This is a genomic window from Brevundimonas sp. AVps23W (genome assembly GCF_058681395.1).
Window position 1 is genome coordinate 2,782,679 of record NZ_CM178738.1, and the last position, 22,331, is coordinate 2,805,009.

General features: G+C 68.1%; 27 protein-coding genes and 1 other RNA gene. 12 read left to right on the forward strand and 16 right to left on the reverse strand.

Annotated features, from left to right (window positions below; genetic code table 11):
- Positions 1-4: 4 nt before the first annotated feature.
- Both ACW177_RS13475 and ACW177_RS13480 read right to left on the reverse strand, forming a co-directional pair.
- Positions 5-241, reverse strand: coding sequence for a hypothetical protein (locus ACW177_RS13475; RefSeq protein ID WP_492026196.1), 237 nt, complete (start codon positions 239-241; stop codon positions 5-7).
- Positions 242-296: 55 nt separating this feature from the next.
- Complete coding sequence (locus tag ACW177_RS13480) at positions 297-698, reverse strand: hypothetical protein (RefSeq protein ID WP_492026197.1); 402 nt, start codon at positions 696-698, stop codon at positions 297-299.
- A gap of 120 nt (positions 699-818) precedes the next feature.
- On the opposite strand from ACW177_RS13480, the gene ACW177_RS13485 reads away from it, so the two are divergent.
- Entirely contained in the window at positions 819-1,610 is a 792-nt protein-coding gene (locus ACW177_RS13485) for a TspO-related membrane protein (protein ID WP_492026198.1), read from the forward strand.
- Here the strand turns inward: ACW177_RS13485 and ACW177_RS13490 are convergent.
- The 4 genes from ACW177_RS13490 to ACW177_RS13505 all read right to left on the reverse strand — a co-directional run bounded on the left by ACW177_RS13490 (position 1,607) and on the right by ACW177_RS13505 (position 2,713).
- Positions 1,607-1,858, reverse strand: a complete 252-nt coding sequence (locus tag ACW177_RS13490; protein WP_492026199.1) for a Tat pathway signal protein — start codon at positions 1,856-1,858, stop codon at positions 1,607-1,609. The two genes, ACW177_RS13485 and ACW177_RS13490, sit on opposite strands and share 4 nt — an antisense overlap.
- The gene (locus tag ACW177_RS13495; RefSeq protein WP_492026200.1) at positions 1,858-2,001 is read right to left on the reverse strand and encodes a hypothetical protein; all 144 of its coding nucleotides are present in this window, start codon (positions 1,999-2,001) and stop codon (positions 1,858-1,860) included. Before ACW177_RS13495 ends, ACW177_RS13490 begins: the two co-directional genes overlap by 1 nt.
- A gap of 62 nt (positions 2,002-2,063) precedes the next feature.
- Positions 2,064-2,453, reverse strand: a complete 390-nt coding sequence (locus ACW177_RS13500) for a type II toxin-antitoxin system VapC family toxin (RefSeq protein ID WP_492026201.1) — start codon at positions 2,451-2,453, stop codon at positions 2,064-2,066.
- Positions 2,453-2,713 (reverse strand): type II toxin-antitoxin system VapB family antitoxin, encoded by a 261-nt coding sequence (locus ACW177_RS13505; protein ID WP_492026202.1) that lies wholly within the window; start codon positions 2,711-2,713, stop codon positions 2,453-2,455. Before ACW177_RS13505 ends, ACW177_RS13500 begins: the two co-directional genes overlap by 1 nt.
- A gap of 67 nt (positions 2,714-2,780) precedes the next feature.
- Here ACW177_RS13505 and purL point away from each other — a divergent pair, with 67 nt between their 5' ends.
- The 6 genes from purL (at position 2,781) to ACW177_RS13535 (ending at position 10,161) form a co-directional block, all read left to right on the forward strand.
- The gene (gene purL / locus ACW177_RS13510) at positions 2,781-5,009 is read left to right on the forward strand and encodes a phosphoribosylformylglycinamidine synthase subunit PurL (RefSeq protein ID WP_492026203.1); all 2,229 of its coding nucleotides are present in this window, start codon (positions 2,781-2,783) and stop codon (positions 5,007-5,009) included.
- Positions 5,006-5,347: a DUF305 domain-containing protein gene (locus ACW177_RS13515; protein WP_492026204.1), complete on the forward strand. Its 342-nt coding sequence runs from the start codon at positions 5,006-5,008 to the stop codon at positions 5,345-5,347. The genes purL and ACW177_RS13515 overlap by 4 nt, the downstream gene beginning before the upstream one ends.
- Before the next feature lie 2 nt (positions 5,348-5,349).
- On the forward strand, positions 5,350-5,853 hold the full coding sequence (locus ACW177_RS13520) for a hypothetical protein (protein ID WP_492026205.1): 504 nt from the start codon (positions 5,350-5,352) through the stop codon (positions 5,851-5,853).
- 99 nt (positions 5,854-5,952) lie between these two features.
- The gene (locus ACW177_RS13525; RefSeq protein ID WP_492026206.1) at positions 5,953-7,341 is read left to right on the forward strand and encodes a cytochrome P450; all 1,389 of its coding nucleotides are present in this window, start codon (positions 5,953-5,955) and stop codon (positions 7,339-7,341) included.
- Positions 7,342-7,430: 89 nt separating this feature from the next.
- On the forward strand, positions 7,431-8,507 hold the full coding sequence (locus ACW177_RS13530; protein ID WP_492026207.1) for a glycosyltransferase family 4 protein: 1,077 nt from the start codon (positions 7,431-7,433) through the stop codon (positions 8,505-8,507).
- An 88-nt stretch (positions 8,508-8,595) separates the two neighbouring features.
- Complete coding sequence (locus tag ACW177_RS13535; protein WP_492026208.1) at positions 8,596-10,161, forward strand: alkaline phosphatase D family protein; 1,566 nt, start codon at positions 8,596-8,598, stop codon at positions 10,159-10,161.
- Here the strand turns inward: ACW177_RS13535 and ACW177_RS13540 are convergent.
- The 9 genes from ACW177_RS13540 to ACW177_RS13580 form a co-directional block, all read right to left on the reverse strand.
- The gene (locus ACW177_RS13540) at positions 10,113-10,466 is read right to left on the reverse strand and encodes a BlaI/MecI/CopY family transcriptional regulator (protein ID WP_492026209.1); all 354 of its coding nucleotides are present in this window, start codon (positions 10,464-10,466) and stop codon (positions 10,113-10,115) included. The genes ACW177_RS13535 and ACW177_RS13540 overlap by 49 nt on opposite strands.
- Entirely contained in the window at positions 10,466-10,933 is a 468-nt protein-coding gene (locus ACW177_RS13545) for a hypothetical protein (protein ID WP_492026210.1), read from the reverse strand. Before ACW177_RS13545 ends, ACW177_RS13540 begins: the two co-directional genes overlap by 1 nt.
- A 50-nt stretch (positions 10,934-10,983) precedes the next feature.
- A complete protein-coding gene (locus ACW177_RS13550) occupies positions 10,984-11,805 on the reverse strand; it encodes a TIGR00282 family metallophosphoesterase (RefSeq protein ID WP_492026211.1) in 822 nt (273 codons plus the stop codon).
- Positions 11,802-12,200, reverse strand: a complete 399-nt coding sequence (locus tag ACW177_RS13555) for a PIN domain-containing protein (RefSeq protein ID WP_492026212.1) — start codon at positions 12,198-12,200, stop codon at positions 11,802-11,804. Before ACW177_RS13555 ends, ACW177_RS13550 begins: the two co-directional genes overlap by 4 nt.
- 11 nt (positions 12,201-12,211) lie before the next feature.
- Positions 12,212-12,454: a type II toxin-antitoxin system VapB family antitoxin gene (gene vapB, locus ACW177_RS13560; protein WP_492026213.1), complete on the reverse strand. Its 243-nt coding sequence runs from the start codon at positions 12,452-12,454 to the stop codon at positions 12,212-12,214.
- A gap of 37 nt (positions 12,455-12,491) precedes the next feature.
- Positions 12,492-13,037 carry a 5-formyltetrahydrofolate cyclo-ligase gene (locus ACW177_RS13565; protein WP_492026214.1) on the reverse strand — a complete coding sequence of 182 codons (546 nt, stop codon included), beginning with the start codon at positions 13,035-13,037 and terminating at the stop codon, positions 12,492-12,494.
- A 212-nt stretch (positions 13,038-13,249) separates the two neighbouring features.
- A non-coding RNA gene (gene ssrS / locus ACW177_RS13570) (6S RNA) lies at positions 13,250-13,412 on the reverse strand.
- Between the two features lie 50 nt (positions 13,413-13,462).
- On the reverse strand, positions 13,463-13,783 hold the full coding sequence (locus ACW177_RS13575) for a cell division protein ZapA (protein ID WP_271163521.1): 321 nt from the start codon (positions 13,781-13,783) through the stop codon (positions 13,463-13,465).
- Positions 13,783-14,088, reverse strand: coding sequence for a hypothetical protein (locus tag ACW177_RS13580; RefSeq protein ID WP_492026215.1), 306 nt, complete (start codon positions 14,086-14,088; stop codon positions 13,783-13,785). Before ACW177_RS13580 ends, ACW177_RS13575 begins: the two co-directional genes overlap by 1 nt.
- Positions 14,089-14,226: 138 nt before the next feature.
- Here ACW177_RS13580 and tkt point away from each other — a divergent pair, with 138 nt between their 5' ends.
- From tkt to ACW177_RS13600, 4 genes are all read left to right on the forward strand, one after another.
- The gene (tkt, locus tag ACW177_RS13585) at positions 14,227-16,176 is read left to right on the forward strand and encodes a transketolase (protein WP_492028124.1); all 1,950 of its coding nucleotides are present in this window, start codon (positions 14,227-14,229) and stop codon (positions 16,174-16,176) included.
- A gap of 178 nt (positions 16,177-16,354) precedes the next feature.
- Positions 16,355-17,551, forward strand: coding sequence for a formate-dependent phosphoribosylglycinamide formyltransferase (gene purT, locus ACW177_RS13590; protein ID WP_492026216.1), 1,197 nt, complete (start codon positions 16,355-16,357; stop codon positions 17,549-17,551).
- Between the two features lie 571 nt (positions 17,552-18,122).
- A protein-coding gene (locus ACW177_RS13595) for an IS630 family transposase (RefSeq protein ID WP_267515012.1) occupies positions 18,123-19,065 on the forward strand; the annotation gives its coding sequence in 2 pieces (ribosomal slippage) (positions 18,123-18,458 and positions 18,460-19,065; 942 coding nt in all).
- Between the two features lie 493 nt (positions 19,066-19,558).
- Positions 19,559-20,665 carry a site-specific DNA-methyltransferase gene (locus tag ACW177_RS13600; RefSeq protein ID WP_492026217.1) on the forward strand — a complete coding sequence of 369 codons (1,107 nt, stop codon included), beginning with the start codon at positions 19,559-19,561 and terminating at the stop codon, positions 20,663-20,665.
- 9 nt (positions 20,666-20,674) lie between these two features.
- Here ACW177_RS13600 and mutY read toward each other — a convergent pair whose 3' ends face one another.
- Positions 20,675-21,736, reverse strand: a complete 1,062-nt coding sequence (mutY, locus tag ACW177_RS13605) for an A/G-specific adenine glycosylase (RefSeq protein ID WP_492026218.1) — start codon at positions 21,734-21,736, stop codon at positions 20,675-20,677.
- 21 nt (positions 21,737-21,757) lie between these two features.
- Between mutY and ACW177_RS13610 the strand changes: the two genes are divergently transcribed.
- Complete coding sequence (locus ACW177_RS13610) at positions 21,758-22,309, forward strand: DUF721 domain-containing protein (RefSeq protein WP_492026219.1); 552 nt, start codon at positions 21,758-21,760, stop codon at positions 22,307-22,309.
- The last annotated feature ends 22 nt before the right edge of the window (positions 22,310-22,331 follow it).

Sequence of the window (22,331 nt, forward strand, 5' to 3'; positions counted from 1 at the left end):
ATTATCAGTCGGCGTCATCGACGCCCTGAACGGCAAGGCTCTCGTCCAACTCGTCATCCTGATCCGCGATCACGGACACGCCGTTTTCCAACTCTTCATCCTCGTCCGCCGTAACGACGCCGCCGGGATCGCGTTGTGCGGCCAGTTCGCGGGCGCCGACGCCCTGGCCGTTCTCTATCGCGTGATTGGCTTCGACTTCGTCGGTTTCGAAGCGGGGGGTTTCGTCGTCGCGGTCGGCCATGGCGGTCTCCAGTTTGTGCTGGCCTGAACAACCGGCGGCCGCGCCGCCGGTTCCGCTATCGACCGAAGAAGGGGTCCAGGCTGGCGCGCGACAGCGGTCGAAAGACCAGGAACTGCCCGGCGACGTTGACCGTCGCCTCATGCGCCTGCGGGCGCTGAAAAACTGCCGGATCATCCAGCGACACCGCCCGCCCCGAGGCCAGGTCGCGCACATCCAGCGTCGGCATGATCGGCCGCCCATTCGCCGTCGCCAAGGCCGCCAGAAAGGCGCGAACCTCCAGCGCCTGCTGCGGCGTCGCCGCCTGCCGCACCCGCCCCCACGCCGCCTGCGCCGACGCCGTCAGCACCACCGCCTGCGCTGAGGTCTGGGTCGTGGTCTGCGTCTGCCCGGCTGTCGCAACGACGCAAGCCGCCGTCGCGATCAGCGCCAGGATCAAGTGCGCGGTGGATTTCCTCATGCCCGCAGCCCAGCACGCCGACCGCGCTCACGGCAAGCTTCACATTTCGCGTCGGTAAGGTGAACCTTCCGGCCTCTCGGCGCGTACACTCAACCTGACCGCCGTCTTATCGGAACCCGCATGTCCTCGATCCTCCGCCCCACCCCCGCCCAGCGGACCCGCCGTCTGGTGGTTCTGGCCGCCGCCGTCTTCGCCGTGGTCGTGCCTCTGGTGCAGAACCTGGCCGATCTGGGCCTGACCCAGGCCGAGTTCGCGGCGGATGGAAACTCGACCCTTCGCGTCGCCGGCTACGCCTTTTCGATATGGGGCCTGATCTATCTGGGCCTGCTGGCCTACGCCGTCCGCCAGGTGCTGCCCCAGACGGGCGAGAGCATCCTGATCAACCGGATGGGCTGGCCGTCGGCCGTGGCCTTCTTCGGCATCGGCATGTGGATCGTCGTCGCCGCCCTGAACCTGAAGGCGGCCAGCGTCATCGTCATCTTCGCCTCCCTGATCGCGCTACTGGCGCCGCTTCTGGCCTATTCCGGCTCCATCCGGGCGCTCAGCCGAACGGATCGCGACCGGCTGTTGCTGGTATGGCCCCTGGCGGCGCTCGCGGGCTGGCTGACCGTGGCCGCGCCGCTGAACCTGATCACCACCCTGACCGCCTTCGAGGCCCTGCCGGCAGCCCTGTCGCCCGGCGCCTGGGCCATGCTGGCCATTGCCGTGACCACCGGCGTCGCTCTCGCGGTGACGGCCAGCCTGCGGACCATCGCCTACCCCCTGCCCACAGCCTGGGGCCTGCTCGGCGCCTTCGTGGCTGAACAGACCGAAAAGCCCGCAGTCGCCTTCACCGCCTTGGCCGCTGCGATCGCTCTCCTGGTCGGGGGAGTGCTGCTGGCCTTCCGCCTGAAACCGGGGGTCGAGCGCTAGGAGGCCTTGGCGGGCGCTACGGGCGCATCACGCGTAGGGTCTTCCCCGGCGCCGACGTCGAAGGCGCCAGTCTCCTGAAAGCCGACGCTGCCGATCCCGGTCGCCTGTCCCGTCAGTCGCTGCATGCGACTGATCATCGCCTGCTCGGGCGCGGCCTTGTCCATTTCGCGCGTCGTGGCCCGATCATTGGACCGATCCATCTGCTGGCCGGTGGCCGGCGTGACCTTTGTGGAGGGGGTGGTGCGCATCAGATGCCCGCACCTTCATCTTCATCTTCAACTTCGTTCTGCGCCTGCTCGGCCATGGCCGAGGCGCCGGCGTCGTCGGCGGCGATCTCGGGCAGATCCTCGTCTTCCGGGGTCGCAGCGGGGTCGATGGGGGTGTCGGTCATGATAAAACTCCGTGTTGGCTACACACGAAATGACGCCCAGGCCCCGGACGTTCCCCCCGCCCTCACATCGTGATCGCCACGTCCGTCTTCGAAAAGTCGTCGCCCTTGAACAGCAGCGGTTCACCGCTGCTAAGGCTCAGCGCATAGGCGAAACAGTCGCCATAGTTCAGCCGCGCCGGATGCCGCCCCTTGCCGAACCGCACCATGGCCTCGCAGGCGATCCGCATCTGCGCCTGATCGACCGGGACCAGGTCGAGGTCATAGTCGGCGACCAGATCGTCCACGGTCGGCCGCTGGTCGCGCCCCCGCCGCGCGGTCAGCCCGGTAACGAGCTCCAGTACGTTCGCCACACTCATCAGCCGACGCGGCGCGCCCCTGATCATCTCGTCGAAACGCGTCGCCTCGGGCTCCATCATCTCGATCGCGAACAGGACAGAGGTGTCGATCACCATCAGACGGGCTCGCCGGCGTCGCCGTACATTTCAGCCTCGATCTCAGCCAGGCTCCGGCCGTCGCCTGGGCCTCGTTGTTGGATACGCGCGAACAGCGCCTCGCGCTTCCTCGCCCGCTCCGCCGCCGCCTCGTCGGCGGTCAGTTCCTTCCAGGTTTTGTCCAGGGCGATGTCGATGGCCTCGGTCAGGCTGACCCCCAGCCGCTCGGCGACGGCGCGCGCCTTGCGCTCCGTCTCGGCGCGCTTGATGCTGAGGCCCATTCTAGAACTCCCAAAATGCTGTCTAGAATATAGCCTATCGGCCCATCACCGGCTAGAAGCCCCCGCCATGAGCGCTCCCCAGAAGACCCCCGCCAAGACCATGGCCGATCTGGCCGCCGAATACGGCCTGGCCCCGAACGAATATCAGGTCGTCCTCGACCGGCTGGGCCGCGAGCCCAACCATGTCGAACTAGGCGTGTTCTCGGTCATGTGGTCCGAGCACTGCTCGTACAAATCCTCCAAGATCCACCTGGGCAAGTTCCCCACCACCGGCGACCGCGTCATCTGCGGCCCGGGCGAGAACGCCGGGGTGATCGACATCGACGACGGCGACGCCTGCATCTTCAAGATGGAGAGCCACAACCACCCCTCCTATATCGAACCCTACCAGGGCGCGGCGACGGGCGTGGGCGGCATCATGCGCGACGTCTTCACCATGGGCGCCCGCCCGGTGGCCCTGCTGAACGCCCTGCGCTTCGGCGACCCCAGCCACGAGAAGACCAAGCGCCTGGTCAAGGGCGTCGTCTCCGGCATCGGCGGCTACGGCAACTGCGTCGGCGTGCCGACCGTGGCGGGCGAGACCAATTTCCACGCCGGCTACAACGGCAACATCCTGGTCAACGCCATGTGCGTCGGCCTGGCCAAGGCCGACAGCATCTTCTATTCGGCCGCCCCCTCGGCGGGCCTGTCGGTCGTCTATTTCGGCTCCAAGACCGGCCGCGACGGCATCCACGGCGCGACCATGTCCTCGGCCGAGTTCGACGACGAGTCGGAATCGAAACGCCCCACCGTCCAGGTCGGCGACCCCTTCGCCGAGAAACTGCTGATCGAGGCGACCCTCGAACTGATGGCCTCGGGCGCCGTCGCCGCAATCCAGGACATGGGCGCGGCCGGCCTGACCTCCTCCTCGGTCGAGATGGCCGGCAAGGGCGGCGTCGGCATCGAGCTGAACATGGACGCCGTGCCCCAGCGCGAAGAGGGCATGACCGCCTATGAGATGATGCTGTCGGAAAGCCAGGAGCGGATGCTGGCGGTCCTGAAGCCCGGCCGCGAGGCCGACGGCGAACGCATCTTCAAGAAATGGGGCCTGGACGCCGCCACCATCGGCGTCACCACCGACACCGGCCGTCTGGTGCTGAAGCATCACGGCGAGACCGTCTGCGACGTGCCCCTGGCGCCCCTGTTTGACGACGCCCCCCTTTACGACCGCCCCTGGGTCCAGCCGGAGCTCCAGCCGAAGCTGAACCCCGCCGACATCCCCGCCCCCGAGAACTGGGCCGATGCGGTGATGAAGGTGATCGCCTGCCCCGACATGGCCTCCAAGCGCTGGATCTGGGAACAGTACGACCGCCACGTCATGGCCGACACGCTTCAGGACTCGGCCACCGGCGCCGACGCCGGCGTGGTCCGCGTCCACGGCACGGACAAGGGTCTGGCCGTAACCAGCGACTGCACCCCCCGCTACGTCCAGAACGACCCCTATGAGGGCGGCAAGCAAGCCGTGGCCGAGGCCTGGCGCAACCTGACCGCCGTCGGCTCGCGCCCCATCGCCATCACCGACAATCTGAACTTCGGCAATCCGCAGCGCCCCGAGATCATGGGCCAGATCGTCCGCGCCATCGACGGCATGGCCGAGGCCTGCCGCGAACTGGCCTTCCCCGTCGTGTCCGGCAACGTCAGCCTGTATAACGAGACCAACGGCGTCGCCATTCCGCCCACCCCGACCGTGGGCGCCGTCGGCCTGCTGCCCAACTATGACGTCGTGACCAACTTCTCGACCATGGCGGCCGGGGATACGCTGGTCCTGATCGGCCAGACCCACGGCGAACTGGGCGCCTCCATCTATCTGCGCGAGGTTCTGGGCCGCGAGGACGGCGCCCCGCCCCCCGTCGATCTGAAGCTGGAAAAGAAGACCGGCGACTTCGTGCGCGACCTGATCGAGGCCGGCGATCTGACCGTGGTCCACGACCTCAGCGACGGCGGCCTGATCGGCGCCGCCGCCGACCTGGTCCTGGCCTCCGACGTCGGCGTGACCCTGGACGCCTCCAGCGCCGCCCACGCCCACATCTTCCTGTTCGGCGAGGATCAGGCCCGTTATCTGGTCGCCGTCCCCGACGCCGACGCCCTGATCGCCAAGGCCCAGGCCGCCGGCCTTCACGCCTCGGTCGTCGGCCACGCCGGCGGCGACGCCTTCGCCTCCAAGGGCGACAAGGGCGAGCTGTTCAGCATCCCCGTCGCCCACCTGCGCGAATGGCACGAAGGCTGGATGCCGGGCTGGCTCGGCGACGCCGCATGATCCGCGCCGCCCCGCCGATCGCGCTGCTCCTCGTGCTAGGGGCCTGCGACGGCGGCGGCGATCCGGTGCAGCAGGCGCTGCGCGAGACCTCGGCCGCCAACCAGGCGGCGGCGACCCGCACGACAGCGGAAATGCAGGCAGCGGCTCAGACTGCGGATCAGGCCTATGTCGCCAAGATGATCGCCAACCACGAAGGCGCCGTCGCCACGGCCCGGGTCGCCCTTCGCGACAGCCGCGATCCGGAAATCCGGCGCATGGCCCAGATGGTCATCGACACTCGGACGCGTGAGATCGCCGAAATGAAGACCTGGGCGACGACCGCCCCTAAGGCGAACTGAACTTGGCTAAAGGATCCTATCCCGGCGGCGGAAAACGGGCGCGTTCTCCCGGTTCCAAAACTGCGCCGACGGGACGTCTTGCCGAGCGGAAGCCGGGGCGGCCTGCCGCACGGACGCCGTCCAAGCCTTCACAGATCACGAGAGACGAACTGAAGCACTTCGCCTTTCGCGGTCTATCCAAAGAGGCGTTTCTGGATGAGCTCGATCCGTGGCTCCGCGCCTGTTTCAAGAACGGCTTCACCCGACCCAACGAGATCGCCGGCCTTCTGAACAAATTGCGGAAGACAACCGCCTGCGGCCAACCGTGGACGCCTCACCTTGTCTGGGGTCTTCAACGCTTTCTGTTCGAGCGACGCGAAAAGCGCAGAGCCGCTCAATCGGGTGAAGCGGCGCCGGCGGCCCCGGTTTTGAAGCCCGCAGCCTCAGGCCAGGGCTCGAAGGATTTGAGTGCTGAGGATATGGCGCGGCTGCTCGGCGCCATCGGCAGGACGTCGCCTTCTCGTTGACGTCGTGCTGGTCCACTATGCTTCATGAACGCATGCACCAGATCGCGCGTTTTAGGGACGACGCGCCCGGCTGACGGGCGATTTGAACAGGAGCGTCTTATGGACGCGACGACCGCCGACGCCATCTTCCGCCCCGCCGTCCCGCCCCGTCGCACGGGCGGCCCCCTGGCGCTGCTGCCCTTCCTGTGGATCAGCTGGCGCGACCCTATCCGCATGTGGTCCGAGCGGCATTTCACCGAGCCGCAACTGCACGGCAACAGCGCTTTCGGCGAGATCCTGGTGGTCAGCCACCCCGAGGGCGTCCGTCACGTCCTGACCGAGAACGCCGCCAACTACGTCAAGGGCGACCTGCAACGCCGGGTGCTGGGCCCCATGCTGGCCGAGGGCCTGCTGCTGACCGAGGGCGACACATGGCGCCGCGCCCGCCGCATCCTGGCCCCGCTCTTCACCCCCGCCAAGATGGCCACCCTGAACGCCCGCATGGCCGAGGTCTGCCAGGCCCGCGTCGCCGGCTGGTCCCTGTCCGCGCGCGGCCGGGTGCTCGACATGGATTCCGAGATGTCCGGCCTGACCTTCGACATCCTGTCCGCCACCATGTTCTCGGACGAGCTGGGCGGCGAGGCGCGCGGCTTCGAGCGCGCCCTGAACCAGTTCCTGGCCAATGGCGCCCGCATCGATCCGCTGGACGTGCTGGGCGCCCCGGACTGGGCCCCGCGCCTGGGCCGTCTCGCCAGCTTCCGCTCGGCCCGCTTCTTCGAGCAGCGCGTCACCACACTGGTCGAAGCCCGCCGAGCCCGCATCGAATCCGGCGACGCCCCGCCCGAGGACCTGCTCAGCGCCCTTCTTCTGGCCCGCGACGAGAACGGCGGTCCCGGCTTGAGCGACGAAGAGGTCGCCGCCAACATCCTGACCTTCATCCTGGCGGGGCACGAGACCACCGCCCGCGCCCTGGGCTGGACCCTGCACCTGCTGTCGCGCCAGCCCGAATACCTGGCCCGGCTCCAGTCCGAGGCCGACGCCTTCGACGTCTCAGATCCCAAATGGGCCGACGCCCTGCCCTGGACCCGCGCCGTGCTGGACGAGACGATGCGCCTGTTCCCGCCCGCCCCGACCATGGCCCGCAAGGCCCTGGCCGACGACGAGATCGGCGGCCAGCCGATCAAGGCCGGCGCCACCGTCATCATCTCGCCGTGGATCCTGCAACGCCACAGCCTGCTGTGGGACGACCCCGACGCCTTCAAGCCCGAACGCTTCCTGCCGCAGAACCGCAAGTCCATCGACCGCTACGCCTACATCCCCTTCAGCGCCGGTCCCCGTGTCTGCATCGGCGCCGCCTTCGCCATCCAGGAGGCGATGATCGCCCTGGCCGCCATCCTGCGCGCCGCCGAGGTGGAGGCCCTGACCACGGCCGAACCCCGCCCTGTCCACCAGATCACCCTGCGCAGCCGCGAACCGATGCGCCTGCGACTGCGCGCCCGACGCCGCTGACGATAGCGACGGCCGGGCCGCCGTTACAAACCCATCGCGGACGAGACACAAACCGCCTATAGGCGGCGAATCTCTCGTCGGATCATCCCTTGCGCACCGCCGTCCTCCTGCCCCCTGGCTGTCTCTTTTCCGAAGCCCAGCCCAACTCGATGGAGACGGTCGTCCGCACCCTGCTGACCTCCGGCACGGCGCACGAGACCCGGATTTTCTGCAACGAGGGCGCCGACGACCACAATGCGCCGGGCGTCTTCGCCTTGCCGCGCCAGGGCCGCCAGCGCGCGCTGTTCGCCGCCCTGGACGCCTTCAAACCCGACCTGATCGAACACCACCAGCAGGTCAAACAGGCCCTAACCGTCTCCTCGCGCTTCCCCGACGCCGCCCACCTGCTGTACCGGCACAACGCGCTGAAGCCGGCCCGCCATCTGCTGGACCGCTGGCGCTACGCCGCCCGCTTTGGCCGAATGGACGGCTTCATCTTCGTCAGCGAGGCCGAGCGTGACGCCTTCGCCCGCACCTATCCCCGTCTCGCCGACCGCGCCCACGCCCTGCCCAACGCCATCGACGCCGCCGCCTGGTTCGCCCCGCCGGAAGATCGTCAGCCGGTCATCGCCTTCGCCGGCCGCGCCATGCCGGAAAAGGGGCTGGACGTCCTGTGCGCCGCCCTGCCTGCCGTGCTCGACGCCCATCCCGACTGGCGCGCGGTGCTGATGTTGAATGACTGGGACAAACACGCCGCCTGGGCCGCGCCGCACCTCGCCCCACTGGAACGCTACGGCGCCCGCGTCGCCGTCCTGCGTTCAGCCCCCCTGTCGCAGGTGCGCGACCAGATGAAGACCGCCGCCATCGCCCTGACCCCCTCGGTCTGGGACGAGCCCTTCGGCCTGACGGCGGTCGAGGCCCATGCGGCGGGCGCGGCCCTGATCTCATCCGGCCGGGGCGGCCTGCGCGAGGCCAGCGGCGACCACGCCCTCTATGTCGATGCGGTCACCCCCGAAACCCTGGCCGAGGCCATGGAGCGCCTGATCCGCAACCCGGACGACCGCATCGCCCTGGCCCGCGCCGGACAGCGCCATGTGATGGACGCCCATACGCCGCGACAACGGTCCGCCGAACTGGAGCAGATTCGCAAGGCCGTCCTCCTGTCGCGACGCCGCCTCGCCGCCTGACCCCAAGACGACGCTCCCCCCAGTGGCCAAAGCTCGAAAATCTGTCACATCGCCGCGATAGAGCCGGGCTTCAGTTCGGGGATTTTCGATGACCAAACTCGCCCTTTCCCGCCGTTCCATGCTCGCCGCCTTCGGCGGCGGCCTGGCCCTGTCGAACACCGGCCCCGCCCTGGCCCAGGCCGTCTTCGACGCGAACCCCTTCCGGTTGGGCGTGACGGCCGGCGATCCCCTGCCCGACGGCTTCGTCATCTGGACGCGCCTGGCGCCTGACCCTGTCGCCTACGGCTCGGGCATGCCCAGGGCGCCCGTCGCCGTGAAATGGGAAGTCGCCGCCGACCGCGGCTTCAGCACCGTCGTGCGGTCGGGCGAGACGATCGCCCGGCCCGAACTGGGCCACTCCGTCCATGTCGAGGTCGAGGGGCTCGAGCCCGCCCGCCCCTATTTCTACCGTTTCCAGTGCGGGACCGAACGCAGCGCCGTCGGTCGCGCCAAGACCGCCCCCCTGGCCGGCGTTTCCGTCTCGGCCGTCCGCTTCGGCGTCGCCGGCTGCCAAGCCTACGAAAGCGGCTACTACACCGCCCACCGCAAGATGGCGGAAGAGGATCTCGACTTCATCTTCTGCTACGGCGACTACATCTACGAAGGCCGGGGCAACCCCATCTATCAGTCCGGCGCCGGCCCCCAGGACAACACCCGCGTCCACCTGGGCGGCGAAATCTACAGCCTCGACGACTACCGCCGCCGCTACTCGCAATACACCATGGATGCGGACCTACAGGCCTCGCGCGCCTCGGCCGCCTGGTTCTGCACCTATGACGACCATGAGGTCGACAACAACTGGGTCGGCGACATCGACCAAGAGGGCGTCCCGCCCGAAATCTTCGACCTGCGCCGCGCCGCCGCCATGCAGGCCTTCTACGAGTTCATGCCGATGCGGAAGTCGGCCTTCCCGCGCGGCGTGGCCATGCAGGCCTATCGACGCGCCCAGTACGGCGACCTGCTGGACATCGCCTTCCTCGACACCCGCCAGTACCGCACGGACCAGCCCTGCAACGACCGCTTCAACTCAACCTGCCCGGGCATAGAGGCGACGGCGGCCCAGGTGCTGGGCGACGCCCAGGAAGCCTGGCTGCTGACCAACCTCGACCGTTCGAAAGCCCGCTGGAAGGCCCTGGCCCAGCAGATCATGATGATGGATCTGAACCGCAACACCTCGGGCGGCCAGGGGATCAACACCGACAGCTGGGCCGGCTATCGCGTGCCCCGCAACCGTCTGCTGCGCCACATCCGTGACCGGCGCATCGACAATGTCGTGGTCCTGACCGGCGACGAGCATCAGAACTACGCTGGCGGCCTGTGGCTGGACGGCAGCCAGCCCGAGGGCGCCCCCATCGCGGTCGAGTTCGTCTCGACCTCGATCAGCTCCGGCGGCGACGGCTCGGACCGCGGCTCGGACTATGACCGCTTCCTCTCGGCCAACCCCCAGCTGAAGTTCCGCAACACCCAGCGCGGCTATCTGGTCTGCGAGGCCACGCCCGACCTCTGGACCACCCAGTTCAAGGTGCTCGACAAGGTCTCGGACCGCTCGGGCGTGCTGACGACCCGTCAGACCATGGTGGTCGAGGCGGGATCGAACACGCTGACGGCGGCCTGATCCTTGAGGTAAAGCACCAGGCGTTCGCGATCACCTTCGAACAGACGATCGACGAACGCCTGAACCTCATAGTCGAGATAGTCTTCCCGGCTGACCTGGGGAACATAGACCAGAACGCCCGACGTCTTGTCGGATCGAATGATCTCCTTGCGCATCAGCCGGTTCAGCAAGGTCTTGATGGTGGCGTCGCCCCACGGCTGCTCCTTTCGGACTTCCTCGAGCAAGGCCTTGGGGGACAAGGCTCCCCTCCGCCAAAGCGCGGCCATGACCGCGCTTTCGGCTTCGGTGATCGCAGCGCGCAGCATCAGGCGTTCAGAACGGCGCGGTCAATTCGAGCATCGACCGCCCAGTTGCACGCCACCGCCACCACGCCGGCGAGAAGCCCGAGCACCAAGACCAGGGTCGCTTCCGCCAGCCCCGGCGCCAGCACTTCGAACGGAACCGAGCGCCCCAGGCCGGCTATGGCGAGGAACCCGAACAGGGCATTTAGACCGGCCCCCAAGAGACCCAACAAGGGACCGGCGAAACGTAGGGCGGCCAAATAGGCTGAGCCGCCGCTGATATTTGGCGACAGCAGTTTGCGCCCTGTGATTACAACTGCAGCGACCATCGATGCGCAGAGCATCAGCATCATCAGCTTGATCGGAATCGCCGCCTCGAAAAACACCGTCGCCGCCGTAAAGTCAGAGGCCGCGAAGGCGGGCGAAGACATGCCGATCAGCGAAACGGACGCCGGCACAACGAGATAGGCACGTGACATGATGCTCTCCAAGATTACGTTCGTAATCTCGTGAAACTACACGCGTAATCTGCGCCGTCAAGCTACAAAACCGGCACCGCCTGCGACAGCCGCCCTCCCACCCGGATCGGCTCGATCCGCGTCGCCAGCCCCGTCTTGTCGTCGGTCTCCACGAAGACGCCACAGATGGTCGCCGGACCGGACGCGGGCGTATATCGCCCGCCCGACAGCCGGGTGGTGAAGCGGCGCAGCGGCTCTTCCTTTTCGTTGCCGATCACGCTGTCATAGTCGCAACAGCCCCCCGCGTCGGTCTGATAGGCCGTGCCGCCGGGCAGGATCTGGCAGTCGGCGGTCGGGACGTGGGTATGGGTGCCGACCACCAGCGAGGCCCGCCCGTCGCAGAAATGGCCCATGGCCATCTTCTCGCTGGTCGCCTCGCAGTGCATGTCCACGATCACCGCGTCGGCCACAGCCCCCATGGGCGCAGCCGCCAGCTCACGCTCCACCGCCCCGAACGGATCGTCCATCGGGTCCATATGCACCCGGCCCAGCACGTTCATCACCAGGACGGTGCGGCCAGTATCCGTCTCGAACAGATTGGCCCCGGCCCCCGGCGCATCCATCAGGCGCGGATAGTTGGCCGGCCGGATCAGGCGCGGCTCGCGCACGATATAGGTCAGGGCCTCGCGCTGATCCCACGAGTGATTGCCCAGGGTCAGGCAGTCCGCCCCCGCCATGAACAGCTCGCGCGCCGTATTCTCGGTGATGCCGAAGCCGCCGGCGGCGTTCTCCGCATTGATCACCACGAAGTCGAGCTTCAGGTCGCGCTTCAGGCCCGGAAGATGATCGCTGATCCCGTCGCGGCCGGACTTGCCGATAACGTCGCCGAAAAATGCCAGTCTCAAGTCAGAGACTCCGTCCAGTCCTGGCAACGCAGGCCGGGAACGCGTTGAAACTCACCCAGGTTGCCGGTCAGCAAGAGCAGGCCGCGACTGCGCGCGTGGCCTGCGATCAGGGTGTCGTGAGCGCCGATGGGTGTTCCGGCTCTCTTAAGATAGGTCTTGATATCGGCGGCGTGGGCCGCCGCCTCATCATCGAAATCCAACAGCACCAGCCGCTGAACAAAGTCCTCGACCTCGGCCTTGTGGTGATCCGGCTGCGACGACAGGGTCACGCCGTAAAACAACTCCATCAGGGCGATCGTCGAAAGGCAAAGCCGGTCTGCGCTCGATCTGAAGTGCGAGCGAAGCAGGCCCGAACGGTCTCGCAGCGCGCGCACGCACACGCTGGTGTCCAGCATGGTCTCAAGCATCAGTCGAACGAAACGACGCTGTCGTCCACCGGATCGGCGGGCTCTCCGATGTCGATGCCCGGACGGTCGAAAAAGTCGTCCCAGACGGCGTTTGCGGGCAAGAGCAGAAGGCCTTTGCCTTCCTTGATCACCCGCAACTCCTTGACGTCGTCCGGAAAGGCGACGGCCTTGGGCAACCGCACCGCCTGCGAACGGTTCGACTTGAACACAGTGGCTTTCAGCGGTCCTGACATGACCGACATATCCGCCGCATAAACGGATATGTCAACGGCATATCCCTCAGAACGCCCGGTACCCCGCCTCGGTCAGCACCCCGTGCAGCCGCATGTCGTGCGCCTCAAGTGTCAGAACCTCGACCGCCTGTCCCGCATAGGCGAAGCCGACCCGGATCACCTCGGGCCGCGCCGCAAAGGTGCGGTCGTAAAACCCGCCGCCCTGCCCCAGCCGCCCCCCGACCGCGTCGAAGGCCAGCAGCGGCGTGACGATCACGTCCGGATCCACCACCTCCGTCAGCGGCAGGGGCGCGGGGCATCCGGCGGCGTCCGTCTCCAGCGGCTCGCCCGGCGACCAGGCGCGAAAGATCATCGGGGCGTCCCGTTCCAGCACCACCGGCAGGCACAGCCGCCGCCCCGCCGCCTCCAGCGCCACGGCCAGGGCCTCGGTGTCCAGTTCGGACCCCATGGCGCTGTAAAGGGCCACGACCTGTCCGGGCGGCAGGGCCTCGGCATGGTCGGCGGCGCGCCGGGCGGCCATCGGATCGGCCTCGGCCAGAGCCTTGCGCCGCGCGCGGGCGGCCGACCGGAGTTCATGCTTCTCAAGGGTCATGCCGCCGACTTACACGCCACGCCCCGTCCCGCACAGAGACCATGCCCCGCGCATCCGATCCCGCTCAAGCAGCGAACCGCCGCGCGGCGAGCGATAGCGCCAAAACCGCTCAAGCAGCGAGCGACCGCGTCGCGAGCGGTAGCGACACAACAAACGCGCTCAAGCAGCGAGCCGCCGCGTCGCGAGCGGTAGCGACAAAAAAGAGAGAAGTTGGCGGCGCCGCAAGAACCGTGAAGGGCGTTTAAATCCTCTCGAACCTGGGTAGCCAGGTGGGCTCCATATGCCCAGGCCCTCGAGCCCGGACAGAGACAGATCCCTTTGAGTGAATTAAGGTCGCGAGGAAATGTATGCCTTCGACGAGGGCCGCAGCAGGACCCGCCGTCAATCAAGATAGGCGCTGCGCCCCGCCTTCTCAAGCACCGTGATCAGATGTTTTGGGCGATCTTCTCGATCCGCGCCGCCACCGCGTTCAACGCCTCGGCCACCCCGTCGCTGGTCGGCGGCGCAGGGGCCGCCAGCGGCGCGGGAACCCCGCCCGGATTCAGCCGCGCCTCGTGCAATTCGTCCGACAGGATCAGGGCCGACATCAGGAACAGCCGCAGGTCCCCGACATGACCCACGTCCTGGGCCACCTGGCGCACCTGGTTGTCGAACTGTTTGGCCAGGATGCGGACCCGCTCCTCCTGCCCGTCGGCGCAGCCCACCGCATAGGGTCGGCCGTTCACCTCCACCGTCACCGTCGCCATCAGCGGGCCTCGCTTTCGGTCTCTTCGTCGTCCGCCAGATCGTCGTCAGTAAAGTCGTCCTGATCCAGCACCTCGCGCACCGCCGCCGCCGCCCGGGCCAGGGCCTGCGACGCCTCGCGCCCGGCGGCCTCCAGCTCGACCACCCGCGCCGCATCCGCCCCGTTCTCAACGCGGGGTGCGAACAGGTCGTCGTCGGCGATCGTCGGCGCCGAGGCCGGGCGGGCCTTCAACTCCAGGATCTTGCGTTCAAGTTCGGCCAGGGCCCGGTCGATACGGGCCCGTGCGGCCGTCGTGGCGTCTGCCATCGGTCGCTCCTTATAAATTGCGTATAGAACCCGAGGACGCGCCGGGGTAAAGCGGCGCGCTTCTGAATTTCCGCTCCCGCCGAAAGGTCTTCCCCCGTGACCGACGCCAAATCCGCCCCCAAGGCCACGCCCCAGCAGATGGCCAACGCCATCCGCGTCCTCGCCATGGACGGCGTCGAACAGGCCAAGTCGGGCCACCCCGGCATGCCCATGGGCATGGCCGACGTCGCCACGGTGCTGTTCTCCAAGTTTCTGAAGTTCGATGCGAGCCGCCCTGACTGGGCCGACCGCGACCGCTTCATCCTGTCGGCGGGCCACGGCTCGATGCTGATCTACGCCCTGCTGCACCTGACCGGCTACAAGGCCGCGACCAAGGAAGAACTGTCCAACTTCCGCCAGTGGGGCTCCAAGACCGCCGGTCACCCGGAATACGGCCACATGCCCGGCGTCGAGGTCACCACCGGCCCCCTGGGCCAGGGCCTGGCCACCTCGGTCGGCTTTGCGATGGCCGAGCGTCACCTCGCCGCCAAATACGGCGAGGATCTTGTCGATCACCGCACCTGGGTCATCGCCGGCGACGGCTGCCTGATGGAGGGCGTGTCGCAGGAAGCCATCGCCCTGGCCGGCCGCTACAGGCTGAACAAGCTCACCGTCCTGTGGGACGACAACGAGATCACCATCGACGGCAAGGTCTCCCTGTCCGACACCACCGACCAGAAGGCCCGCTTCAAGGCCGCCGGCTGGGCGGTCAAGGCCATCGACGGCCATGACATGGACGCGATCAAGGCCGCCCTGAAATGGGCGACCCGTCAGGACAAGCCCACCCTGATCGCCTGCAAGACCAAGATCGGCAAGGGCGCCGCCACCATGGAAGGCAGCCACAAGACCCACGGCGCCGCCCTGGGCGCCGCCGAGATCGCCGCCACCCGCCTGGGCCTGGCCTGGGATCACGAACCCTTCGAAATGCCGACGACCATCGCCGACGCCTGGGCCAAGGTCGGTCGTCGCGGCGCCAAGGACCGCAAGAAGTGGGAGGCCCGCCTGTCCGCCTCCGGCCAGGCCGCCGACTTCACCCGCGCCATGAAGGGCGACCTGCCGGAAAGCGCCTTCGACGCCCTGAACGCCAAGATCGCCGAACTGATCGAAACCCAGCCTGCCCAGGCCACGCGCCAGTCCTCGGGCGCCGCCCTGGATCAGATCTTCGCCTCCATCCCCGAACTGGTCGGCGGCTCGGCCGACCTGACCGGCTCGAACAACACCTTCGTCGCCGGCACCCCCATCCTTGACGCGCCGTCTTATGAGGGCCGCTACGTCAACTGGGGCATCCGCGAGTTCGGCATGGCCGCCGCCATGAACGGCCTGGCCCTGCACGGCGGGATCATCCCCTACGGCGGCACCTTCATGGTCTTCTCGGACTACAGCCGCCCGGCCATCCGTCTGGGCGCCCTGATGGGGGTCCGCGCCATCCACGTCCTGACCCACGACTCCATCGGCCTGGGCGAGGACGGCCCCACCCACCAGCCGGTCGAACACCTGGCCGCCCTGCGCGCCATCCCCAACCTGCTGGTCTTCCGCCCCGCCGACACGGTCGAGGCCATGGAATGCTGGAAGATCGCGCTGGAGACCAAGACCACCCCCTCGGCCATGGCCCTGTCGCGCCAGAAGACCCCGGCCGTCCGCACCGTCGCGGGCACGGAAAACCTGTCTGCCAAGGGCGCCTATGAGATCAAGGCCGCTTCGGGCGAGGCCAAGGCCACCCTGTTCGGCACCGGCACGGAACTGGCCCTGGCGCTCAAGGCCGCCGAAACCCTTGAGGCCGAAGGCGTCCCGACCCGCGTCGTCTCCGTCCCCTGTGTCGAACTGTTCGAACAACAGGACGCCGCCTACCAGGCCTCGGTCATCGGCCGCGGCACGATCCGCGTCGCCGTCGAGGCCGCCATCAAGCAAGGCTGGGAACGGTTCATCGGCGAAGACGGCGCCTTCATCGGCATGACCGGCTTCGGCGCCTCCGCCCCCGCCGAAGTTCTCTACGACAAGTTCGGCATCACCGCCGACGCCGTCGTCGCGGCGGTCAAAGCCCGGCTGTAATCTCTCTTCATCTCCCTCTCCCCCTGCGGGAGAGGGAGACCGCGCACGGCGGCGCAGCCGTCGTCCTGGCGCGGTCGGGCGAGGGGTCACGCCGGCCGCGGCGCCCCTCCACCGACCCCTCATCCGGCCCTCCGGGCCACCTTCTCCCGCAGGGGGAGAAGGGACGTTGGAGCAGACGATGAAACTCGGCACCCCCCTCTCCGACACCGCCGTCCGCGTCATGCTTCTCGGCTCCGGCGAACTGGGCAAGGAGGTCGCCATCGAGCTGCAACGGCTCGGCGTCGAGGTCATCGCCGTCGACCGCTACCCCAACGCCCCCGCCATGCAGGTCGCGCACCGCAGCCACGTCATCCCGATGACCGACCCCCAGGTGCTGAACGGCGTGATCCTGGCCGAGGCCCCGCACATCATTGTGCCCGAGATCGAGGCCATCGCCACCGAGGTCCTGGCCGATATCGAGGCCGCCGGCCTCGCCGTGGTCATCCCCACCGCCCGCGCCGTCCAGCTGACCATGAACCGCGAGGGCATCCGCCGTCTCGCGGCCGAAGAGCTTGGCCTGCCCACCAGCCCCTACGCCTTCGCCGGTTCGGCCGAGGAACTGGCCGCCGGCGCCGAGACCGTCGGCTACCCCAACTTCGTCAAGCCGGTCATGTCCTCGTCCGGCAAGGGGCAATCCTTCGTCGAAAGCCCCGACGAAATCGCCGACGCCTGGACCTATGCCCAGTCCGCCGGCCGCGTCGAAACCGCCCGCGTCATCGTCGAGGGCCGCATCGACTTCGATTTCGAGATCACGCTTCTGACCGTCCGCTCGCGCGCCGCCGACGGCTCGACCCGCACGGACTTCTGCGCCCCCATCGGCCACCGCCAGGTCAAGGGCGACTATGTCGAAAGCTGGCAGCCCCAGGCCATGACCCCCGCTGCGCTCGCCGCCTCGCAAGACATCGCCGGCAAGGTCACGGACGCCCTGGGTGGTCTCGGCGTCTTCGGCGTCGAACTGTTCGTCAGGGGCGACCAGGTCTGGTTCTCCGAGGTCTCGCCCCGCCCCCACGACACCGGCCTCGTCACCCTGGCCAGCCAGACCCTGAGCGAGTTCGCCCTCCACGCCCGCGCCATCCTGGGCCTGCCCGTCGACGTCACCCAGCGCGAACCCGCCGCCAGCGCCGTCATCTACGGCGGCATGGTGGCGCAAGGGATCGCCTTCGAAGGCGTCGCCTCCGCCCTCTCCGTCCCCACCGCCGACCTGCGCCTCTTCGGCAAACCCGAAGCCTTCGACCGCCGCCGCATGGGCGTCGCTGTCGCCCGCGGCGCCGACACCGACGAAGCCCGCACCCGCGCCCGCGAAGCCGCGGGATGCGTCAAGGTGGTGCGCGGCTAAACAGTCACCTCCCCGTTCGCGAAGGCGAACGGGGAGGACAGGCGGGAGCGTCAGCGAACGCCAGGAGGGGGCGACTCGGTGTCGGAAGCTGGCAAGGGTCATCACCACCGCCAGAGTCGCCCCCTCCTGGTCGCAAGCGCGACCTGTCCTCCCCACGCGCCTTCGCGCGCGGGGAGGTGACGCCCCTCTTTCGTCATTCCGGGCGAAGCGCAGCGGAGACCCGGAACCCAGCGGCGCGCGTGAGCGCGAACCTGTCGCGGACTCGCTGTTCCCACATCCTGCGGCTTACGGATTTCGCCTTCGGCGCCGCTGGGTTCCGGGTCTGCGGGCCAAGCGGCCCTCCGCCCGGAATGACGAAAGATGGGATCGAGCGCGCACAATGACGCTGCCTCCACCCCAACGATTCCAACCCCTTACAGAAATCTCACCCCCCTCTTCCAACCACCCTCCAAAACCCCCGCATAATACCCCCGGTCTCGTCGCTAGAGCATGGCTCGCTTTGACGGAATCGGGATTCCCAAGTTTGCGGTGATCTGATTCAACATCCGTGCTGGATGGGAGGCCAGCCCGGATGACGGCTCCTTATTCGATGGATCTTCGTGAGCGAGCGTTGGCGCGTAAGGCGGAGGGCGAGACACACCGGGAGATCGCGGCGGCGCTTCGGATCAGTCCGTCTTGCGTGTCCAAGTGGACGAAGCGAGTTGGAGAGACAGGTTCGGTGGCGCCGGGCCAGGTCGGCGGCCACAAGCCTCGCACGCTGTCAGGAGACTGCGCCGAATGGCTGCGCACCCGCATCGCCTCAGGGCCGTTCACGCTCAGAGGACTGACGGCCGAACTTGCCGCGCGCGGGATCAAGACCGGCCCTCGAGCGGTGTGGGTGTTCGTGCACGCTGAAGGACTGAGCTTCAAAAAAAACACTGCTGCCTGAGGAGCAGGCCCGGCCTGACGTCGCGCGCCGCCGCGCACGCTGGAAGGCGCATCAGGGGCGGATCGACCCGTCGCGACTGGTGTTCCTGGACGAGACCTGGGTCAAGACCAACATGGCGCCCTTGCGCGGCTGGGGGCCGAGGGGGCGACGCTTGAAGGGCCACTCGCCCTTCGGTCACTGGAAAACCCTGACCTTCATCGCCGCCCTGCGCCATGACCGGATCGACGCGCCCTGGGTTATCGATGGTCCGATCAACGGTGCGATCTTCCTCGTCTACATCGAGAAAATACTGGCTCCGACCCTGTCGCCTGGCGACGTCGTCGTCCTCGACAACCTCGGCAGTCACAAGGGCAAGGCCGCCCGCGCCGCTGTCAGGGCCAAAGGCGCACACATGATCTTCCTGCCCCCTTACTCCCCCGACCTGAACCCCATCGAACAGGTCTTCGCCAAGCTCAAACACCTCATGCGCAACGCCCAGCCCAGAACCATTGAAGCCACGTGGCGAAAGGCCGGAGAGATCATCAATCTCTTCAGCCCCGCCGAATGTGCGAACTACCTCGTCAACTCAGGATACGGTTCCGTGTGAAGGAATCACGCTCTAGGAGGGCTCGTAAGGCCTGCGACCTTGCGGCGGCGGGAGCGTATGGAACGGGGGCGGGGGTGGGATTCCCTCGCGCCGCATGACGGTGCATCGGTGGGCTCATCCCGCGCAGAAACGTCGGCGGAGGACACGGGGTTAGGAACCCGGTCGCACTCGGGACGGTCCTTCGCAGGGATCGCCGACCCGTCGCAGGCCTTGGGGAAGAGGCATCACAACTGCCGCTTCAATATCCCCGGCCGGCAGAAACACCATGCGCGCGGAGCGTCTGTCTTCGTCGAAACGGTAAAAACTAAATCACTCCGGGCGAGGCCCGGCGCTCCGTCCTGCCCTCCACTCGCGATGGGCCACACTTCGCAGCGAAAGCGCGTCGGCGCCTCCGCTCGCCTGTATTCACGCCCGCAAGGAAATCGTCGGAATCAACACTGCCTTAACGGTAAGGATTCACCATGCCCGTCTCACTGTTTCGAGGCCGCGTCCCATGTCCGATCTGAAGACCCCCGTTCTGGCTCCCGCTGTGGACAGGGACGTCATTCACCGTGGCGATTGCATCGCCGTGCTGAAGAGCCTGCCCGACGCCTCGGTCGACATGGTCTTCGCCGACCCGCCCTATAATCTCCAGCTGGGCGGCGACCTGCTGCGTCCCGACAATTCCAAGGTCGACGCCGTCGACGACGACTGGGACAAGTTCGACAGTTTCGCCGAATACGACGCCTTCACCCGCGCCTGGCTGACCGAATGCCGTCGGGTGCTGAAGCCCGAGGGTTCGATCTGGGTGATCGGCTCCTATCACAACGTCTTCCGCCTCGGCGCGGCGATCCAGGACCTGGGCTTCTGGGTGCTGAACGACATCATCTGGCGCAAGTCCAACCCGATGCCGAACTTCAAGGGCACCCGGTTCACCAACGCCCACGAGACCCTGATCTGGGCCGCCCGGTCGCGCGAACAGAAGCGCTACACCTTCAACTACGACGCCCTGAAGGCCTTCAACGAAGACACCCAGATGCGTTCGGACTGGACCTTCGCCCTGTGCACCGGCGAAGAGCGGATCAAGGACGCGGACGGCAAGAAGGCCCATCCGACCCAGAAGCCCGAGGCCCTGCTGCACCGCGTGCTGCTGTCAGCCACCCGTCCCGGCGACGTCGTGCTCGATCCCTTCTTCGGCACCGGCACCACCGGCGCCGCCGCCAAACGCCTGGGTCGTCACTACATCGGCATCGAGCGTGACGAGACCTATGCCGAGGTCGCCGAGACCCGCATCGCCTCGGTCATTCCCGCCAATCCCGAAGACCTGGCCGTCATGGGCTCCAAGCGCGCCGAGCCCAAGGTGCCCTTCGGCGCCCTGGTCGAGGCCGGCCTGCTGCACCCCGGCGACCGTCTGTACTGCCCCAAGGGCGAACGCGAAGCCCGCGTCCGCGCCGACGGCTCCCTGGTGTCCGGCTCCATGACCGGCTCGATCCACAAGCTCGGCGCCCTGTTCGAGAACGCCCCCGCCTGCAACGGCTGGACCTACTGGCGCTTCAAGACCGACCAGGGCCTGAAATCCATCGACGCCCTCCGCGCCGAGGTCCGCGCCGGGATGCAATAGGCGGCGGCCTCAGATCAGGGCCGGTTCGCCGGCCCGATCCAGCGCCCCACGATCCAGGGCCTTGGCGAAGACCGTCGGCAAGGCGGCCCGCGCCGGCTCGAGCGCCAGCCACTGATAGTCGCCACCCGCCTCGACCCGCGCCACGCGCACCGTCAGGGTCAGGCTGAAATGGGTGAAGACATGCTCGACCGCCCCCGCCTCGCGCCAGTCGGCCGCGACCGGCGGCGTCGAATCGGGCGCGGCGCTCCAGTCGCTGGTCGGCAGCCCCAGCATCCCGCCCAGCAGCCCCTTGTCCGGCCGCCGCTCCAGCGCCACCTGTCCGTCGGGATCGATCATGACGAAGGCCACCCCCCGACGATGTGGACGCTCAGCCTTCTTCAGTTTTACCGGGAACCGCTCGGGGCTCCCGCCGGCCCGGCCCAGACACTGGTCCGCCGCCGGACATTGGCCGCACAGCGGCGACTTGGGCCGACACACCGTCGCCCCCAGATCCATCAGCGCTTGAGCCCAATCCCCGGGTCGCTCATCGGTGACGAACAGACCCGCCAAACGCCTCAGTTCGGGCCGCGCGGCCGGAACCGGCGTATCGACCGCGAACAGCCGCGCCATGACCCGCTCGACATTGCCGTCCACCACATTGGCCGGGCGATCAAAGGCGATGGCCGCCACGGCCGCGGCCGTATAGGCGCCCACCCCCGGCAGGGCCAGCAGGCCCGCCTCCGTATCCGGAAACACGCCCCCATGCTCGCCCGCCACGGCCCGCGCACAGGCCAGCAGATTGCGAGCCCGGGCGTAATATCCCAGCCCCGCCCAGGCGGCCATGACCTCCCAGTCCTCGGCCGCCGCCAAGTCCGACACCGTCGGCCAGCGGGCGGTGAAACTCAGGAAATACGGCGTCGCGTGCGGCGTCGTGGTCTGCTGCAGCATCACCTCCGACAGCCAGACCCGATAGGGCTCGGTCCGCCCCTCCGCCCCCGGCGGCGCGCGCCACGCCAGACTGCGGGCATGGCCGTCGTACCAGGCCAGCAATTCGGAACGGATCAGAGAGACGTTGGGAGAGACTGGGGGCATGAGATGGCGCTATATAGCCCCATGCGCCGCCCGCTGCCCACAGACGCCGAGGTCCGCGAGATCCTGTCGCGCCGCCGCACCCGCCCGGCGCCGCGCCCGGCCCCGCGCGCCGGCCAGGCCCTGACGCCCCTGATCAAGAAGCTGGACGAGAAGTTCGGCCGCGGCGCCGGCGCGCTGGAGCCCCGCTGGCGCGAGATCGTCGGCGACCGCCTGGCCCGCGTCACCCGCCCCCAGAAACTGACCAAGGGCAAGGCCGGCCAGCCCGGCGTGCTGGAGCTGCGCGTCGCCGGCGCCGCCGCCCTTCTGGTCCAGCACCAGTCCGAAGACATCCTGGCCCGCGTGAACCTGTTCCTCGGCGCCGGTTCGGTGGACCGCCTCCGCATTGCCCAGGGGCCGGTCAAACCCCTGACCGAGGCCGCCGCCCGCCCCAAACGCGCCGTCAAACCCCCGCCCCTGGCCGCCCAGGCCGAGGCCGATCTGACCGCCTCCATCGCCGACGTCCCCGACGAACTCCGCGCCGCCCTGGCCCGCCTGGGCCGCGCCACCCTGTCCCGATCGAACGACCGCGATTGACAAATCTTCGCTGCGGAAACCT